General features: G+C 34.7%; 16 protein-coding genes. 10 read left to right on the top strand and 6 right to left on the bottom strand.

All coding sequences use genetic code 11. The annotated features are described in order from the left end of the window. The first annotated feature begins 133 nt into the window (after positions 1-133). The 6 genes from PK35_RS15625 to PK35_RS15600 all read left to right on the top strand — a co-directional run bounded on the left by PK35_RS15625 (position 134) and on the right by PK35_RS15600 (position 7,725). Positions 134-1,252, top strand: coding sequence for a CNNM domain-containing protein (locus tag PK35_RS15625; protein WP_044627512.1), 1,119 nt, complete (start codon positions 134-136; stop codon positions 1,250-1,252). Further along, positions 1,252-1,725: a methylated-DNA--[protein]-cysteine S-methyltransferase gene (locus PK35_RS15620; RefSeq protein WP_044627511.1), complete on the top strand. Its 474-nt coding sequence runs from the start codon at positions 1,252-1,254 to the stop codon at positions 1,723-1,725. Before PK35_RS15625 ends, PK35_RS15620 begins: the two co-directional genes overlap by 1 nt. 104 nt (positions 1,726-1,829) lie before the next feature. Next, complete coding sequence (locus PK35_RS15615; protein ID WP_044627510.1) at positions 1,830-2,975, top strand: serine hydrolase domain-containing protein; 1,146 nt, start codon at positions 1,830-1,832, stop codon at positions 2,973-2,975. Positions 2,976-3,000: 25 nt separating this feature from the next. Further along, positions 3,001-3,714, top strand: coding sequence for a 3'-5' exonuclease (locus PK35_RS15610; protein WP_044627509.1), 714 nt, complete (start codon positions 3,001-3,003; stop codon positions 3,712-3,714). A gap of 15 nt (positions 3,715-3,729) precedes the next feature. Then, positions 3,730-5,409, top strand: coding sequence for an ABC transporter ATP-binding protein (locus tag PK35_RS15605; RefSeq protein ID WP_044627508.1), 1,680 nt, complete (start codon positions 3,730-3,732; stop codon positions 5,407-5,409). Positions 5,410-5,763: 354 nt separating this feature from the next. Next, complete coding sequence (locus tag PK35_RS15600; RefSeq protein ID WP_044627507.1) at positions 5,764-7,725, top strand: acetoacetate--CoA ligase; 1,962 nt, start codon at positions 5,764-5,766, stop codon at positions 7,723-7,725. Here PK35_RS15600 and PK35_RS15595 read toward each other — a convergent pair. Genes PK35_RS15595 through PK35_RS15585 form a run of 3 tightly spaced genes read right to left on the bottom strand, consistent with a single transcriptional unit; the run spans position 7,722 to position 11,846 of the window. After that, on the bottom strand, positions 7,722-10,076 hold the full coding sequence (locus tag PK35_RS15595; protein ID WP_044627506.1) for a penicillin-binding protein 1A: 2,355 nt from the start codon (positions 10,074-10,076) through the stop codon (positions 7,722-7,724). The genes PK35_RS15600 and PK35_RS15595 overlap by 4 nt on opposite strands. A 17-nt stretch (positions 10,077-10,093) precedes the next feature. Further along, positions 10,094-10,591 carry a gliding motility lipoprotein GldH gene (locus PK35_RS15590; protein WP_044627505.1) on the bottom strand — a complete coding sequence of 166 codons (498 nt, stop codon included), beginning with the start codon at positions 10,589-10,591 and terminating at the stop codon, positions 10,094-10,096. Continuing rightward, positions 10,578-11,846 (bottom strand): PSP1 domain-containing protein, encoded by a 1,269-nt coding sequence (locus PK35_RS15585; RefSeq protein WP_044627504.1) that lies wholly within the window; start codon positions 11,844-11,846, stop codon positions 10,578-10,580. Before PK35_RS15585 ends, PK35_RS15590 begins: the two co-directional genes overlap by 14 nt. Before the next feature lie 273 nt (positions 11,847-12,119). Between PK35_RS15585 and PK35_RS15580 the strand changes: the two genes are divergently transcribed. Continuing rightward, positions 12,120-13,523, top strand: coding sequence for a peptidoglycan DD-metalloendopeptidase family protein (locus PK35_RS15580; protein WP_044627503.1), 1,404 nt, complete (start codon positions 12,120-12,122; stop codon positions 13,521-13,523). A 73-nt stretch (positions 13,524-13,596) separates the two neighbouring features. Here PK35_RS15580 and gdhA read toward each other — a convergent pair whose 3' ends face one another. Continuing rightward, entirely contained in the window at positions 13,597-14,940 is a 1,344-nt protein-coding gene (gene gdhA, locus PK35_RS15575) for an NADP-specific glutamate dehydrogenase (RefSeq protein WP_044627502.1), read from the bottom strand. Positions 14,941-15,143: 203 nt separating this feature from the next. Between gdhA and PK35_RS15570 the strand changes: the two genes are divergently transcribed. After that, positions 15,144-15,974 (top strand): THC0290_0291 family protein, encoded by an 831-nt coding sequence (locus tag PK35_RS15570; RefSeq protein ID WP_044627501.1) that lies wholly within the window; start codon positions 15,144-15,146, stop codon positions 15,972-15,974. 89 nt (positions 15,975-16,063) lie between these two features. Then, positions 16,064-16,789 (top strand): DUF3298 and DUF4163 domain-containing protein, encoded by a 726-nt coding sequence (locus tag PK35_RS15565; protein WP_044627500.1) that lies wholly within the window; start codon positions 16,064-16,066, stop codon positions 16,787-16,789. On the opposite strand, the gene PK35_RS15560 is transcribed toward PK35_RS15565, so the two are convergent. Next, positions 16,769-17,233, bottom strand: a complete 465-nt coding sequence (locus tag PK35_RS15560) for a DinB family protein (protein WP_044627499.1) — start codon at positions 17,231-17,233, stop codon at positions 16,769-16,771. The two genes, PK35_RS15565 and PK35_RS15560, sit on opposite strands and share 21 nt — an antisense overlap. A gap of 55 nt (positions 17,234-17,288) precedes the next feature. Here PK35_RS15560 and PK35_RS15555 point away from each other — a divergent pair, with 55 nt between their 5' ends. Then, the gene (locus PK35_RS15555) at positions 17,289-17,639 is read left to right on the top strand and encodes an arsenate reductase family protein (RefSeq protein WP_044627498.1); all 351 of its coding nucleotides are present in this window, start codon (positions 17,289-17,291) and stop codon (positions 17,637-17,639) included. 127 nt (positions 17,640-17,766) lie between these two features. On the opposite strand, the gene PK35_RS15550 is transcribed toward PK35_RS15555, so the two are convergent. Beyond that, on the bottom strand, positions 17,767-18,729 hold the full coding sequence (locus tag PK35_RS15550; protein ID WP_044627497.1) for a PDDEXK family nuclease: 963 nt from the start codon (positions 18,727-18,729) through the stop codon (positions 17,767-17,769). Positions 18,730-18,737: the final 8 nt, after the last annotated feature.

The following is an 18,737-nucleotide window of genomic DNA, read 5'->3' as shown; positions in this document are numbered from 1 at the left end:
TTACACAACAACAACCTACTATTTTATATCTAAAACTTCATTATTAAACTTTATTCGAGCATAACAAAAAAATGCTCCATAATTATAAATTCCTTTTTGTAACTTAGTGCTACAATAAATTATAATTCAATCTATGGCCTTACTTATTTTTTACGGCGTTATTTCTATTTTCTTTTCGTTTTTATGTTCCATTTTAGAAGCCGTTTTATTAAGTGTTACCCCAACTTTTATAAATGTTAAAAAACAAGAAGGTAAAGCCTTTGCTACTAGTTTAGAGCAGCTAAAACAAGATGTGGACCGTCCATTAATTGCCATTTTAACGCTAAACACCATTGCTCATACTGTAGGTGCAATTTTAGTAGGTGTACAAGCCAAAGTGGCTTACGCTGAAATGTATGGCACAAAAACTTCAACAGTTTTAGGTATAACCATTACAGAAGATTTAATGGTTGGTATTGTATCATCAATAATGACCATTTTAATACTTGTGGCTTCAGAAATTATTCCCAAAACTATTGGTGCCACCTACTGGAAAGGTTTAGCAAATTTTACAACAACAGCACTTCATATTTTAATATTTCCTTTAAAATGGACAGGTATTTTATGGTTGTTACAACTTACCACAAAACTTATTGGAGGCAAAGGTCATGGTAGTGTTTTAAATCGTGAAAGCTTTATGATGATGACCGATATGGCACATAAAGAAGGTGTTTTTCAAGAAAACGAAAGTAAAATAATTAAAAACTTACTTACTTTTAAAGAGGTTTTTGCCAAAGACATTATGACACCGCGAACGGTAATGAAAACTGAAGACCAAACCACTACGGTTGAAGGTTTTTTTAACAGAAACCTAAACCTACGCTTTTCTAGAATTCCAATTTACGCCGATAATCCCGACAATATTAAAGGTCTTGTTTTAAAAGATGAAATTTTTAAAGAAATGGCACTTGGTAATGGCACTAAAAAATTAGAAGAATTACAACGAAACATTATTATTGTTGACCGTAATTTACCAATTCCTACGCTTTTCGAACAACTTGTTGAAAGCCGAAACCACATGGCTTTGGTTGTTGACGAATACGGAAGCGTAAGCGGGTTAGTTACTATGGAAGACGTTATTGAAACCCTTTTAGGCTTAGAAATTATGGACGAAAGCGATAATGTATTAGACTTACAATTACAAGCACGAAAAAGTTGGGAAGCACGCGCTAAAAAATTAGGTATTTTAAACGATGAAACGCCTACAAACTAATGGAGAGTTGCATCATTTCATCACCACTTGGGTTCACTAAAATTGAAGGTGATGTTAATGGTATTACATCAATAATTGTTTTAAATTCTGAAGAAAAACCAACAGATATTATCCCCGAAGTTTTAGAAGATTGCACCATACAACTCAACGAGTATTTTAATGGTACACGAAAACAATTCAGCTTAAAACTAAACCCTAAAGGCACAGATTTTCAGCAAAACGTATGGAATGAGCTAATTAATATCCCCTATGGAAAAACCACCTCATATTTAGAGCTGGCAAAACAATTGGGTGATGTTAAAGCTATTCGTGCTGTTGCCAATGCCAATGGTAAAAACCCGTTATGGATTGTAGTGCCATGTCATCGTGTAATTGGTAGCGATGGCAGCTTAACAGGATATGCTGGTGGCTTGCACCGTAAACAATGGCTATTAAACCACGAAAGCCCGTTTAAACAGCAAACCTTATTTTAGTTGTTGCAACTAATGCTTCTTCCCTATTTCTTATCGATTTTTATGTTAAAAAAGTTATCTAGCTAAAATATTCCCTATATTTATTTAAACTATAAAATAAACTCATGAAATTTATAAAAAACCTATTTAAATGGCTTTTAGCCTTAGTAATTCTGTTGGTTGCGCTACTTTATATTTTCGACTATGGTTATATTATTCGTGGAGCCAAAGTAGTTTATTTTACAGGACATAAAACCGCTTTTATAGACGATTACCCATATTTTGAAAACGATACCATTAAAAAAGGTAATCATGTAGATGAATGGCCAATTCATAAAAATTACAACACCGTAAATGCAACAGAAAAACTCGAAAAAGTAAATACCGATTGGGGCACAATAGCCTATGTAATTATTAAAAACGACAGTATTTGGTTCGAAAAATATTATGATGGTTTTAATAAAAACTCGCAAACCAACTCGTTTTCAATGGCAAAAAGTATAACCTCAGCGATGTTAGGAAAAGCCATTATGGATGGTTACATAAAAAGCCTAGACCAACCTTTAAGCGATTTTTACCCGCAATACAGTTACGCCAAAACTACGGTAGGCGATTTATCGTCTATGTCGTCTGGTCTCGACTGGGTTGAACATTATACAAGTCCGTTTTCGGTAACCGCAAGAGCTAATTACGACGACGATTTAGCCGAAACCATTTTAAACCAAAAAGTCGTAAAAACACCTGGTGAATCTTTTGAATATTTAAGCGGTAGCACTGCACTTCTGGGCATGGTTTTACAAAAAGCAACAGGTAAAACGTTATCCAATTACCTATCAGAAAGCTTCTGGAAACCTATGGGAGCAGCAAACAACGCCTTGTGGCAACTGGACGACGACGACAACCGTTTAGCCAAAGCATTTTGCTGCATTTCGAGTAGCGCACGCGACTTTGCACGCTTTGGAAAACTATATAAAGACTATGGTAAATGGAACGGCAAACAACTACTAGACTCTGCATTTGTAAAAAAAAGCATTACACCTCGTTTTAAAGCAAGTCCAGAGTACGGTTATGGCTGGTGGCTAAAAGACATTGGCGACAAACACTTTTTTATGATGCGTGGCCACTTGGGGCAATACGTTTTGGTAGAGCCTAACGATAACCTCATCATTGTGCGCCTAGGCCACAGAAAATCGCCCGATCAAGGTGTAGGTAAGTTTACTAACGATATTACTGTTTATGTTGAAGAAGCTTATAAAATGATGAATAATTAAAATAGCGCTTTCGCGGAAAACTGGCATGATACAAAAGTTAAATCTAGAAAACATATTATTTTTAGACATCGAAACAGTACCAGAAACTGCGTATTTTTCAGATTTAGATGAAACCAAACAAATGCTTTGGGAACATAAATCGCAATACCAACGAAAAGACGATTTTACAGCAGAAGAGTTTTATGATCGTGCCGGTATTTGGGCCGAATTTGGTAAAATCGTATGTATTTCGGTTGGCTATTTTAATATTAAAGGTGACTTACGAAAGTTTAGAGTGACTTCTTTTTATGGCGACGAATCTAAAATTCTGCGCGATTTTAAAAACTTACTTTTATCACATTTCAATCAAAATCACCATTTACTTTGTGCTCATAACGGTAAAGAATTTGACTTTCCATACATAGCACGTCGCATGATAATTAACAATATAGAATTACCATACAAACTCAACCTTTTTGGTAAAAAACCATGGGAAGTGCCGCATTTAGACACGCTAGAACTCTGGAAATTTGGCGATTATAAAACCTATACCTCTTTAAAATTACTCACAAATGTATTAGGAATTCCATCACCAAAAGACGATATTGACGGTAGTGAAGTGTCGCGTGTTTTTTATAAAGAAAACAATATAGACCGCATTATAATTTATTGCGAAAAAGACACCATTGCAGTTGCGCAAATTTTACTTCGTTTACGTGGTGACGACATTTTAAGCGAAGATGAAATCTTGCACGTATAAAAAGGAACAATTAAAATGAAAAAAGAACCCATTTTATCAGTTAATAACCTTAAAATCGCCTTTGGTAATAACGAAGTAATTCATGGCATTACATATCAAGTTTACGAAAACGAAATTTTAGGCATTGTTGGCGAATCTGGTTCGGGAAAATCGGTATCTTCATTAGCTATTCTGGGTTTACTTCCTAAGAAAATTTCAAAAATAACCTCGGGCTCTATTTCATACTATAATCAGGAATTAACCAGCTTACCGCAAAAAGCATTTCAAGACATTCGCGGTAATAAAATTGCCATGATTTTTCAAGAACCTATGAGTTCTTTAAACCCATCTTTAACTTGTGGTGATCAGGTTTTAGAAATATTAACACAACACACCTTTTACGACAAAAAAGACGCTATTCCAGAAGTTATTTCCCTTTTTGAAAAAGTGAAACTTCCCAATCCTGAACGGGTATTTAAAGCTTATCCTCATGAAATTTCTGGCGGACAAAAGCAACGCGTTATGATTGCGATGGCCATTGCCTGCAAACCCGATATTTTAATTGCAGACGAACCCACAACAGCGCTCGATGTAACCGTACAAAAGGATATTGTAAAACTTTTAAAAAGTCTGCAAAACGACACCAAAATGAGTATTATTTTTATTACTCACGATTTGTCACTCATCTCCGAAATTTCCAACCGTATTTTAGTCATGTACAAAGGCGATATTGTTGAACAAGGCGATGCAAAAACTATTTTTAGAGAACCGCAACACCTTTATACCAAAGCTTTAATAAATTCCAGACCATCGCTCGATACCCGATTAAAAGTATTACCTACCATTCAAGATTTTTTAGATGGCACGCCAAAAACCGAAATCATTACAACGGAACAACGTGCCAAAAATCATAAAAAAATATACAACAAAGCCCCACTTTTAGAAGTTATAAATGTTGAAAAAGAATATTTAAATAAAGGTGGTTGGTTTACAAAACCCGACAGTTTTAAAGCGGTAAACAATGTAAGTTTTAAACTTTACGAAGGCGAAACCTTAGGGTTGGTTGGTGAATCGGGATGTGGCAAAAGTACCTTAGGAAATGCCATTTTACAGTTAAACAAAGCTACTTCTGGAAGTATTTTATATAAAGGCAAGGATATTACAAAACTTAAAAGTAGCGCCTTAAAAAGCTTAAGAAAAGAGATTCAAATTATATTTCAAGATCCATATTCGTCATTAAACCCACGTATGCCCGTTGGTGAAGCCATTATGGAACCCATGAAAGTGCATAAACTATACAAAACCGATAAAGAGCGTAAAGAAAAAACCATCGCTATTTTAAACCGAGTGGGCTTGGGTGAAACCTATTTTAACCGATATCCGCACGAATTTTCTGGTGGCCAACGTCAACGTATTGGTATTGCACGCACTATCGCGTTGCAACCCAAGTTAATTGTTTGCGACGAGTCGGTTTCTGCACTCGATATTTCGGTTCAAGCTCAAGTTTTAAACTTATTAAACGAGTTAAAAGAAGACTTTGGTTTTACCTATATATTTATTTCGCACGATTTAGCAGTTGTAAAATATATGAGCGACCAACTATTGGTAATGAATAAAGGTAAAATTGAAGAATTAGATGATGCCGATGCTATTTATAGCAATCCTAAAAAGGCATACACCCAAAAGCTAATTCATGCTATACCCAAAGGGTTATAGCATGAAAATCTTTTTGGTTAGATAAAGCAAACTTTTCAAAAACTGTATATTTTTTCTAACAGTTTCCTTGAATTTGCTTTCAATTAAAGTAGGTTGTTCAGGTAGATTTGAGGCAAAGTTCATAGGTTAAAGTTTTTGGTTAAGTTCAGGTAGATTTGGGTCTACATGTTTGGTTAATTTTTTAGTAGATTTGAGTAAATCTATTATTAATATTTTGGTTATTTTGGGTGTTACGAATATAAGAGAGTTTTTAAAAACCATCGCTAAAAAACATATTTTTTCGTCGAAATACATGTTTTTTTAACATTTAAAATGTTTTTCACCGAAATCAGCTAAACTAAAAACATACAAACTATGCCAGTTGCACCACTTTATACACCACCAAGAAGCGTTACGCAACAAAGCCATTTAAATAAATATAAAAACTGGTTATCAACGCATTACAATCTGCAGTTTAATTCATATGAAGACTTATGGAATTGGTCCATTACGCATATAGAAGATTTTTGGAAAAGCATTACCCAATATTTCGATGTTAGCTTCCATTCACCATACAAAAACGTACTATCAAATTACAACATGCCTGGTGTAAAATGGTTTGAAGGCGCTACACTAAACTATGCCGAACATATTTTTAAAAATTACCAAGCCAACAAAACAGCCATTATTTTTGGTCACGAATCAGGCACCATAAAAAATATAACTTGGAAAGCATTAAAGCTTAAAGTTGCCGCTATGGCACAATATTTTAAAAGTATTGGTATACAAAAAGGCGATCGTGTGGTGGCGTTTTTACCCAACATACCCGAAGCCACCATTTGTTTTTTGGCAGCAAATAGTTTAGGCGCAATTTGGTCGAGCACCTCGCCAGATTTTGGCGTTGATAGTGTAATAGACCGCTTTTCGCAAATAAATCCAAAAGTAATAATTGCTGTTAACGGCTATTATTACAACGGAAAACCCTACGATAAAACCGATGTTGTAAATAGTATTGTTAAAGCATTACCATCGCTAGAAGAAGTTGTTATTCATAATTACATAAAGGAAGCTAACACATTTCCAGAACATTATACAAGTATTGAAACCCTTTGGAACAACACTACCGAAACTTTAGAATTCACGCCAGTTGAATTTAACGATCCTATTTGGGTTTTATACTCTTCGGGCACAACAGGACTTCCAAAGCCCATTGTGCATAGCACTGGTGGTATTTTATTAGAACATTTAAAATATATGGCTTTTCACAACGATGTGAAACCTAACGAAAACTACTTTTGGTTTTCTACAACCGGTTGGATGATGTGGAATTTCTTGCAAGCTTCATTACTCATGGGATCCAGCATGGTATTGTTCGATGGTTCTCCTACGTTTCCCAATTTCAATGCGCTATGGGATTTTTCCGATAAGGTAAACATCACACATTTTGGCACAAGCGCACCGTTTTTAGTCGCGAGTATGAAGCGCAATATATCGCCAAAAACAACTCATAATTTGGCGTCCATTCGCTCTATTAGTTCTACGGGCGCACCACTGCCTCCCGATGCTTTCGAGTATGTTTATAAGCACATTAAAGATGATGTTTGGCTATGCTCAATGGCTGGTGGCACCGATGTTTGTACTGCTTTTGTTGGTGGTTGTTTAGAGTATCCTGTGTATTCCGGTGAAATTCAATGTAGAGCTTTAGGCGTATCGCTTTTTGCTTATAATGATGTAGCCGAAACAGTTGAAGATGAATTAGGCGAAATGGTAATTGATAAACCTATGCCCTCAATGCCTATTTATTTTTGGAATGATGCCGAAAACAAACGTTATAAATCCAGTTATTTTGAAGATTACCCAGGCAAATGGCGCCACGGCGATTTTATAAAAATTAATTCTGAAACCAAAGGATTAGTAATTTACGGACGTTCTGATGCTACTTTAAACCGACACGGTATTAGAATTGGTACTGCCGAAATTTACAGAGCTATAAACAACATCACCGAAATTGAAGATGCTTTAATTGTTAATTTAGAACTTGAAGGTGGTAACCATTACATGCCACTTTTTGTAAAAATGAAACCCAACCAAGTTTTAAATGATAATTTAAAAGCCCTAATAAAACACGAACTTAAAACCGAATATTCACCACGCCACATTCCAGATGCGATAATTGAAGTTCCAGATATACCGTATACGATTAGCGGAAAAAAAATGGAAGCACCGGTAAAAAAGATTTTACTTAAAATGCCTTTAGAAAAAAGCATAAATATTGACGCTATGAAAAACCCCGAATCGGTGGCGTTTTTTGTTGATTTTGCTAAAAGTATTAGTTAAAAATCCAAATCATCTAAAGTTTCTTCGGTATTTGGAGTATCATCTGAAGCATTATCGTCATCATCTTTAACGGAGCAATCAATGTTAATTGTTAACTCTTTTGGAGCAATAAAATCTTCTTTTGAGATATTTAAATCGGTATCGGCGTAACAATTTTTCATATAAACACCCCAAATAGGTAGAGCCATCGACGCGCCTTGTCCGTAAGTAATACTAGCAAAATGCGCCGCTCTATCTTCGGCACCAACCCAAACACCCGTTACTAAATTTGGAACCATCCCCATAAACCAACCATCACTTTGGTTTTGTGTAGTACCTGTTTTACCAGCTATTGGGTTTGTAAACTGGTACGGATATCCTGTAATAACTTCTCTGTATTCTGCACGCCATTTATCGTAACCTACAGTACGTAAGCGCGTACCCGAACCACCTTCGGTAACACCTTGCATTAATTTAACTGTAACATACGCTGTTTCTTCACTTAAAACATCGCGTGTTTCTGGTTTAAATTGGTATAAAATAGTCCCGTTTTTATCTTCAATTGTGGTTACCATAACTGGTTTGGTGTAAACACCTTGGTTTGCAAACGTAGAATAGGCACCAACCATTTCGTAAACACTAATATCTGGTGTACCTAAAGCAATTGATGGCACTGCAGGAATATCAGATTCTATTCCAAGTCTTTGAGCTAAATCGGCTACGGTTTGCGGACCAACTTTGTCTATTAACTGCGCGGTAATTGTATTTACCGAATTTGCTAAGGCGTTTTTTAATGATCGGGTTCCACCATAGTCTGGCGTCGAGTTTTTTGGACACCATTCTTCCGGATTTCCATATTTATTAGCTTCTATACAATATGGCACATCTGGAAACTCATCGCATGGTGAATAGTGTAATTGATCGATAGCTGCTGTATACACTAAAGGCTTGAAAGTAGACCCTATTTGGCGCTTTCCTTGTTTTACCATGTCGTATTGAAAGTGTTTATAATTCATACCACCAACCCACGCTTTTACATGCCCTGTATGCGGATCCATAGACATCATACCTGTACGTAAAAAAGATTTGTAATAACGCATAGAATCGATTGGCTTCATAATGGTATCAATCTCGGTTGGTTTACCATCAACCCAGGCAAAAACTTCCATTTGCGTTGGTTTATAAAACGAATCTTCTATTTCTTTATTCGATTTTTTTAAATCGTATTTCATGTGTCTCCAACGCTCCGATCGTCGCATAGAGCGATTCATTAAATTGGTAATTTCATCTTTCTCTAAATCTAAAAACGGCGCGGTTGGGTTTCTATCCGGTGTATTTTGATGAAAAAACTCCGCCTGTAGCCTTGGCATGTGTTGCGCCACCGCATCTTCGGCATATTTTTGCATACGCGAATCGATGGTGGTGTAAATTTTAAGTCCGTCGTTGTATAAACTCCATTTTTCACCATCAGGTTTAGGATTCTCTTTAATCCATTTTTTCATGAAATCACGTAAATATTCTCTAAAATAGGTCGCGATACCTTGACTATGCGTTTCTGGAGTATAGTTTAGATCGAGTTCGGTTTTTTGTAAAGAATCTTTAACAGCTTCTGAAATATAATCGTATTTATACATTTGCTGTAAAACAACATTTCGTCTATTTTTTACACCAACAGGATTTTTTCCTGGTCTTGGATTGTATAATGAAGAATTTTTAAACATCCCAACCAACATCGCCGACTCCTTTAAATCGAGCGCCTCAGGTTCTTTGTTAAAATAAATTCTGGAAGCGCTACGAATACCGTCGGCGTTATTACCAAAATCGTAAATATTAAAATATTGTGCTATAATTTCTTCTTTGGTGTATTGGCGTTCTAAACGTATGGCAATAATCCATTCTTTGGCTTTTTGTAAGACACGCTCCACTATGTTTTTTGAACCTTCACCATGAAACAATTGTTTGGCTAATTGCTGCGAAATGGTACTTGCACCACCTCCAGCGCCTAACTTTACTATAGCACGTAAAGTACCACGAGCATCGATACCTGAATGATCGAAAAAACGAGCATCTTCGGTCGCGACTAAAGCATCAACTAAATTTTGAGGTAATTGATCGAAACCTACCGGTGTACGGTTATCATCGAAATAAAATTTACCAAGGGTTTTTCCATCGGAAGATATAATTTCGGTAGCCAAATTTGTTTTAGGATTTTCTAAAACAGTATGGTCTGGCATCTCACCAAAAGCACCCCAAGATGCTAATAAAAAAATGAAAATAACAGCAAAAACACCACTTAAAAATAACCACCAAAACCAGCGAATGTATTTAGTAAAGCCTTGTGTTTCGTTTTCTTGTTTTTTTGCTTTAGCCATAATTTAAAAAAAAGCCGTTAATTAGTACTTGCTATATGTTCTACCCTAAAACCAACATCGGTTACACCTGTTAATTCTTCTACGCCATTAACTTTACCATTTTCGCGCATGGCGTGCTGTATGTTAACCGTGTAATTACCTGTTTCGTTAAAAACAACACCTTCTTTATACCATAATTTATTTTCTTTAACATCGGTAAAACCGGTACCTAAAAGTTTGCCTGTTGGATCTGCCATTCTGTACTCTAAAGTATCTTTTATGGTTTTGCCATGTGGAAATTGCATTTCTACAATTAAAAATAAATTGTTGAATTGGTAGGCATTAGTATTTCGTAAATTAACAAATAAATTATAGGCGTTAGTTGAATCGGGCGGTGTTATATTAAAACTCACAATAGAATCTTTATGCCATTGATTTGGCACCGATTTAAACGTATCGAACACCCGATTGGAATCGCAGGACATGGCGCTTATTACAACAATTACCAACAATAAAATAACATTATTTCGAGCCATTATCAGATTTTTGTCTTTGAGGTTTTCTTCGCTTGTTGTTGTTATTCTTGTTATTATTGCGGTTGTTATTACGGTTACGGTTGTTACTACTATTATTGCTATTCCCGTTGTTTTTATTCCCGTTATTTTGTTTGTTTCTATTGTTTTTACGTTTTCTAGGTCGTTTTGGACTATCGAAACGCGTTAAACTATCTTGACCTACAACGTTCTCGAAATTGGTTTTAGTATCTTCAACCACGTCGCTAGCATACTCTTCGAGGCTTGCAATTTTTTTATTTTGTTTATTAAGGGCAATAATTTCGTTGGCTTGCTCGGTAGTAATTTTATGCCAATTCATCCATTCGCCTTCATAAGCGTACCACATGTGCCCTTTAAAAATATCGGTTTTTTGGCAAACAGCAGTACCTTTTTCGGTTTGAATTTTGGTTTCAACTTTAGGAAAATCTTTCAACGCATCTAAATAAGTATCGAGCTCGTAATTTAAACAACATTTTAATTTACCACATTGGCCTGCCAACTTTTGCGGATTTAAAGATAGTTGCTGATAACGCGCTGCTGATGTACTTACCGAACGAAAATCGGTTAACCAAGTAGAACAACACAATTCGCGTCCGCAAGAACCAATTCCGCCAAGTCTAGCGGCTTCTTGACGAAACCCAACTTGTTTCATCTCAATTCTTGTACGAAACTCACGTGCAAACACTTTAATTAGTTCTCTAAAGTCTACGCGCTCTTCGGCCGTATAATAAAATGTAGCTTTACTGGCATCGCCTTGAAATTCGATATCAGATATTTTCATTTGCAATCTTAAATCTATTGCAAACTGGCGTGCTTTAACCTTCATAGGTTCTTCGCGGTCGCGTGCTTTTTGCCAAATATCAATATCTTTTTGACTTGCTTTTCGGTAAATTTTTAAAGCTTCCTTGATGTCTGTTGCTATTTTTTTGCGTTTCATTTGTACACGCACCAATTCCCCCGTAAGGGTAACAACGCCAATATCGTGTCCCGATTTAGCTTGAGTGGCAACTACATCGCCCATACTAAGCGTTAAATTTTCGGTATTATGATAATATTCTTTTCGGCCATTTTTGTATCGTACCTCAACCCAATTAAAAGGTTGTTCGCCCGTAGGTAGCGACATGTTAGATAACCAATCGAAAACGGTTAATTTGTTGCAACTATCTGTACCACACGTGCCATTATTTTTGCAACCCTTTGGTTGTCCATCTTTAGTTGAGCAACTTGCACAAGCCATATATTAATAAAGTATATATTGAATTCGCTAATAATTAATTTATTACGAATAACGATTTGTAAATAGTTTTAATGCGTAAAGATAACATTATTTACTTAGGAAATAAACATGCTAATTTTTAACAATTTAATATTTTCTTCAGAAAAAATCCAAATCAAATAAAACTAAGAATTTTCTGAAATATTTGAAGGAAGTAAATGAATTTTAACTTAAATTGATGACATGTTGAAATTTATGCGATATGGTTAAAAATCACTTTAATTAATCCTGAATATGAAACAGTTTTACGTACTCCTCATTACTTTTTGCGCATTTGCAACCATTGAAGCACAACAAAACTCAGTGCTTTTTAATGCTGAAGGCGGTGAATTTAAGATAAACCAAAACATGCCTTGTTTAACAAATACCCAACGCGCCGCAATAAAAGAAACCCTTAAAAAAAGTTATAATCAACTTAAAGCTACGGGAAAACTCAAGTACAAAAAATCGACTAACATTCCCAATCCCAAATTTATTTGGCCCATAAAAAAAGCGGCACATGCAAGTTATAACGATACTTGGGGAATTTCTAACTATGTAGACCACAACACGGCTTACCCCGACCAACTCACCGATTATAATTGTGGTAGCAAAACTTACGATACTTCGGCAGGCTATAATCACCAGGGCATCGATGTGTTTTTATGGCCTTTTAGGTGGCACCAAATGGATAATAACTACACCGAAGTTATTGCTGCGGCCGATGGACAAATTGTTGCTAAAAACGACGGTGAATTTGATAGAAGCTGCAGTTTTAACAATAATATCTGGAATGCTGTTTATGTGCAAAATACCGATGGCAGTATATCGTGGTATGGGCATTTAAAAAACGGATCGTTAACCACAAAAGACGTTGGAGAAACCGTAACAGCAGGCGAATATTTAGGCGTTGTAGGTAGCTCGGGTAATTCTACAGGACCGCATTTACATTTCGAGGTTTATGAAGATAACACGTATAGCCAATTAATCGATCCGTATGCCGGAAGCTGCAATAGTTTAAATTCCGAATCGTGGTGGCAAGAACAAAAACCTTATGCTAACCCTAACATAAATGCGGTTTTAACCCACAACACACCTCCTGTTTTTAACGATTGTCCAACCAGTGAAACTACTAATGAAGTTAACAGTTTTGCTGATAACGAAAGGGTATATTTTGCATTATACATGCGCGATCAACAAGCTTCAACAGCTATAAACCTTCAAATTATAAGACCTGACGACTCGGTGGTTTACAATTGGAATTTCGACTTTACCGATACCTACAACTCATCGTATTGGTATTGGTACTACAGCGGTATTTTCGATCAAATTGGCACTTGGAAATGGCAAGCCTCATACCAAGGTAAAACAGTAACCCATACCTTTGAAATTACATCGTCGTTAAATACAGAAACAAATACCTTAGGTACTTTTAGTTTACATCCAAATCCGTTTAACAATGTTGTCAATATAAACTCCAAAAACCTTATAAAGAAAGTTACCGTTTACAACACTTTTGGTAAAGAAATTTTAACAGTTAATGATAATTCAATAGAAAAAATAGAATTAAATCAAACCGCTCCAGGTTTATATTTTGTACGCTTAGAAGATATATATAAGAATACTAAAACCTTGAAAATAATAAAAAAGCAGCTTTAAATAGCATAAGCACGTAAAACCAAAAAAGCTTCACCAGTAAAAGTGAAGCTTTTTTTTATGAAATAAAGTATTTTTAAACAATACCTTGGGCTAACATGGCATCGGCAACTTTTACAAAGCCAGCAATATTGGCACCTTTTACGTAATTAATATAACCATCATCCTCGGTTCCATATTCAATACAAGAATCGTGAATATTTTTCATAATACCTTTTAAACGATCGTCTACTTCTTTACGCGTCCAACTAATTCTTAACGAATTTTGCGACATTTCTAAACCAGATGTAGCTACACCACCAGCGTTTGATGCTTTTCCTGGCGCAAATAAAATTTTAGCATCATGAAAAGCGGAAATGGCACCTTTAGTAGATGGCATATTCGCACCTTCGCTAACACAAATACAACCATTTTGTAAAAGTGTTTTGGCATTTTTCTCGTTTAATTCGTTTTGGGTTGCACAAGGTAACGCGATATCGCAAGGCACTTCCCATGGTGTTTTTCCAGAAACAAACTTTGCATTTGGATATTGCTTGAGATATTCGTTAATCCTACCACGTTTAACATTTTTTAGCTCCATTACAAACTTAAGTTTGGCTTCATCAATACCTCCTTCATGGTAAATATACCCCGAAGAATCAGATAAGGTTACTACCTTTCCTCCTAATTGCAATACTTTTTCGGCGGCAAATTGAGCCACGTTACCCGACCCAGAAATTACAACGGTTTTACCTTTTACAGATTCATTTTTTGTGTTTAACATACTTTCTGCAAAATACACCGTACCGTAACCTGTTGCTTCTGGACGAATTAGAGAACCACCCCACGATAATCCTTTACCTGTTAATACTCCGGTAAATTCGTTACGCAATTTTTTATACATACCAAAAAGGAAACCAATTTCGCGTGCACCAACACCAATATCTCCCGCAGGAACATCAGTATTTGGTCCAATATGCCTAAATAGTTCACTCATAAAAGCATGACAAAAACGCATAATTTCGTTATCACTTTTTCCTTTAGGATCGAAATCACTACCTCCTTTGCCACCACCCATTGGTAATGTTGTTAACGAGTTTTTAAAAACTTGCTCGAAGGCTAAAAATTTTAAAATACTAGCATTTACAGTTGGATGAAAACGCAAACCACCCTTATATGGGCCAATAGCAGAGTTCATTTGTATACGATATCCGCGGTTTACTTGAATTTCACCGCTATCATCCACCCATGAAACTCTAAACGAAATTAATCGTTCGGGTTCAACCATTCGCAGTAAAATATTTTTACCATAATATATGTCGTGTTTAACAATATAAGGAATTACCGTTTCGGCAACTTCCTCTACAGCTTGCAAAAATTCTGGTTCATGACCATTCCTCTGTTTTACAAGATCTAAAAATTCTTCAATGTTTTTTTTCATATACAATAGTATTGCAATGCTAATTTATTAAAATAATAATTTTTCGCCACAAATATACGATATCTATAATTTAAACGTTGATGTTTTTATAATTTCGCAATAAAAAAATCACAAATTCCCTCTTAACTAATATTATTTGTTTGTTATCGCAGTTTTTATATATTTGTGAACATTAATTTGCCTCAAGAAAAACAAACCTTATTATGCTTAACTTGAAACACTTAGTTTCTTTATTCCTGCTGTTTGTTTCAATACAAACTGTAAAGGCTCAATTAGGCTTTTCTCATGAAATTGGTGTTGTTGCTGGTCCAGTTCAATTCCGATCAGACTTTGGTGGCAGAGATGAAAACGAAACTAATTTTGGCAATACAGGTTTTGGAATTGGTTTAATTCACTATATAAACTTCGCATATAGAGCTGATTGTAACTGCTATACAACCGATACTTATTTTAACGACCATTTTAAATTGCGAAACGAACTTTCGTACAACCGCACTAAATTAAATCACTTTGGAAAATGGGTTGATGCCAACAGAACGTCGTTAGATGCAGATAGACTTAGAGCACATAGTGGTATTGCAAGTAATTTAGATATTGGTACGCAACTTGAATATTTCCCGTTAAGTATTCGAGATTTTCAAGGATTTGCTTATAAATTTGCACCGTATATTAGTTTAGGAGTGCACTATACCTGCAGTTCTCCAAAAGCAACAACTACCTTTGGAGATGGTAATATTTATAACGAAGATAATATTTACTCGCCCTGGTACAAAGATCAAAGTTATTTACCACCGTTAGATGGCGGAACTACTCGTGAATATCCAATTGATACTTCTTCGTTTTCTGCATGGTCTGCAGTTGCAAGTGTTGGCGTGCGTTATAAATTAACGAAACTATCTGATTTACTTTTAGATCTTAGATGGCAGTATTACTTTAGCGATTGGGTTGATGGGCTAAACCACGAACTTAAATTTAATAAACACAACGATTGGTTGGTTTGGTTTAATGTTGGTTACGTTTATTACCTTAATTAATTTTCAATTTTTAAAATATTGTTAAGTTTTTTGCAATTAATAGGCTGTATTAATTGCATTTTTTATTTTTAAAGGTATTAAAATGCTTCATGAAACAACTTAGCCACTACCTCGTTATATTCTTTTTTATCAGTTCTTTTTTTAATTGTAAAGAAGAATCAACACCTATCGAATTTAATGAAATTAGTATAAATATTGAACACAACAAGCTTGTAGAAATAAATACAATTAAAGCTATAGGCGATTCAAAAATTGCATTAAAAATAAACAACCAACTTAACGCAGCTCTTATAAATGCATTACATATAGGTAATACAGAAACTCCTAAATCAAAATCTGTAGAAGAAAGCATAGCCTTATTTAACCAAGCCTACAATGCTTTTTCTGATGAAGTAAAAGAAGCCACCCCACCATGGGAAACTCAAATAGACGCTGAAGTGATGTATCAATCTCCCGAATTAGCTTCAATTGCTATTACTACTTACGCTTATACCGGTGGTGCACATGGGCTTACTCATATAGTATTTAAAAACTTCGACACCACTACGGGCAACTCAATCGCCACTTCTGATTTATTTAGCGATTTTGACGGTTTTAAAACTCTAGCAAAAATGTTTTTCGATAAAAATTTAGATGATAAAAACATTTTATTTGAACCTACAGAATTCAACCTCCCAAAAAACATTGCCTATAATAGCGAAGGCATCGTTTTATTATACAATACTTACGAAATCGCTCCGTACTCAACAGGAATAATTGAGTTTGTAATACCTTTTAAGGACGCAGCGCCGTATTTAGCTTTTAACAGCCTTTAATAGCGCCAAAATGTACCCATAATGCAATCCTTCGTGAACAGCAGCAAATTGTAAAGCGTCTTCTATTTTGGTTAAGGTGTTTCCTGTTGTAGACACGGTATACTCATTAAACGTTTTAAACACACCAGCCTTATAATTGGCTTCGGTATTTTGTATAGTTGAAATTAATAAGTTTTTAATCTCGTTAACTTCATGTTGCGAAATAGCACCGTCAGGTTTTGTATCTTTACGGTATTTGTTTATCATCTCATTTGAAACAGAAACCTCTAAACCAGATAATTTATAAACCAACAATTGCTCTGTTACAATAATGTGGGCAATATTCCAGATAACATTATTATTAAAACCTTCTGGTATTTTATTTAAATCTTCAAGTGTGTTTTCTTCTATAATTTTTTTAAAAATACCACGTGTGTTATTTAAAACTTTAAATACGAAATCCATTTGTTTATTTTTGGTTTAAATATACCGCTAATTTACTGTTCAAAATAAAACAAACATGAAAAAAGTCTATTATTTAAAAACCTGTAATACTTGTACTAGAATTTTAAAAGATCTTAATTTATCTGAGAACTTTATATTACAAGACATAAAAAGCGAGCCTATAACAGTGAAGCAAATTGAGGAAATGAAAGCGCTTTCGGGAAGTTATGAAGCTTTATTTAGCAAACGAGCAAAGCTCTACAAAGAAATGGATTTAAAAAACCAAGATTTATCCGAGCGCGATTACAAAAACTACATTTTAGAGCATTACACTTTTTTAAGTAGACCAGTAATTGTTTTGGAAGACAAAATATTTATTGGAAGTTCTAAAAAAGTTATTGAAGCGTTAAAAACAGTAATGAGTTAAAATAAAAAAAGCCCAACATTTCTGTTAGGCTTTTTGCTCCTCAGGCTGGGCTCTACGCGACCGACCTATCTATCTGATTAACATTTGTTTAATGAAAAAGCGGTTTTATTGAAACCTTTTTTAAAGCCTAATTATTTAAACTTTTAAATTTCTGCTTGACTAAAAACATTACATAGTCTAAATCAACTCCTTTAGAAACCTCAATTTTATAAACTGTTCCTTTGGTACCTCTCTTCCATTCCCAAGAATGTTCCTTAGCGATTTTTTTGGGGTCATCAAAAGTAAAGTATTCTTTTGAAGTACTTCCATCGGTGTTAATGTTACCTCTGGGAACATCTAAAATTATTTTAGTCTTTCTAAAATTTAAAAAACAAATAGCTTTATTATTATCGTTTACTAAACTTATATAATGCTTTTTTGGATTTAAACTTACCTCTCCCAATTCGAAAAAACGTTCTTTTAATTCTAACCAAATATTATAAATCTGATTATTTTCGGGTGAAACGTGATGTTCCTCTCCATACACTACAACTTCTTTATTTACTGAAGTAATAATATTTTGTGTGCTAGACGTAGATAACGAAGATATACTCTCTTTAGAACTTATTTCATGTTTATCTAAAACAATAATATCGTTACCAAAACGCTTAATTTCCCAGAGCTCGAAAGGCAAATTTTTAAAATTTACACTATCCTTTTGGTAAGCATTAAACGAAGGAGAAACAAAAACTATTTTTGATTGACTCCAATCGACATCACTAGTTTTTAAAACTTTGTTCTGATACTGAGATAGCGCTAAAACGAAATCTGACTTGTTATTAAGCAACAATTGCAAATAAGTATACCCCTGATCTATAACCGAATAACTTGCTCCTTTTTTATATTCTATAATTACAAAAGCATTGTTATCAGAATCAAAACATAACGAGTCTATTCTGTAATTACCAACAGTAAATTCCGATTTTACTAGTTGTAGCTGAAAAATTGTTTCTAAATTATTTTCAACTAAATCTTGAATTTCTTTTTCGAGTTTAAAAGATTTTACATCTATTTTCTCTACTTTATCTTTCTTTAAATTAAATAATTCCATAACTAACT

The sequence above is a fragment of the Neotamlana nanhaiensis genome, assembly GCF_000943555.1.
Classification (GTDB): domain Bacteria; phylum Bacteroidota; class Bacteroidia; order Flavobacteriales; family Flavobacteriaceae; genus Neotamlana; species Neotamlana nanhaiensis.
This window is presented reverse-complemented; position numbering and strand designations above follow the sequence as displayed.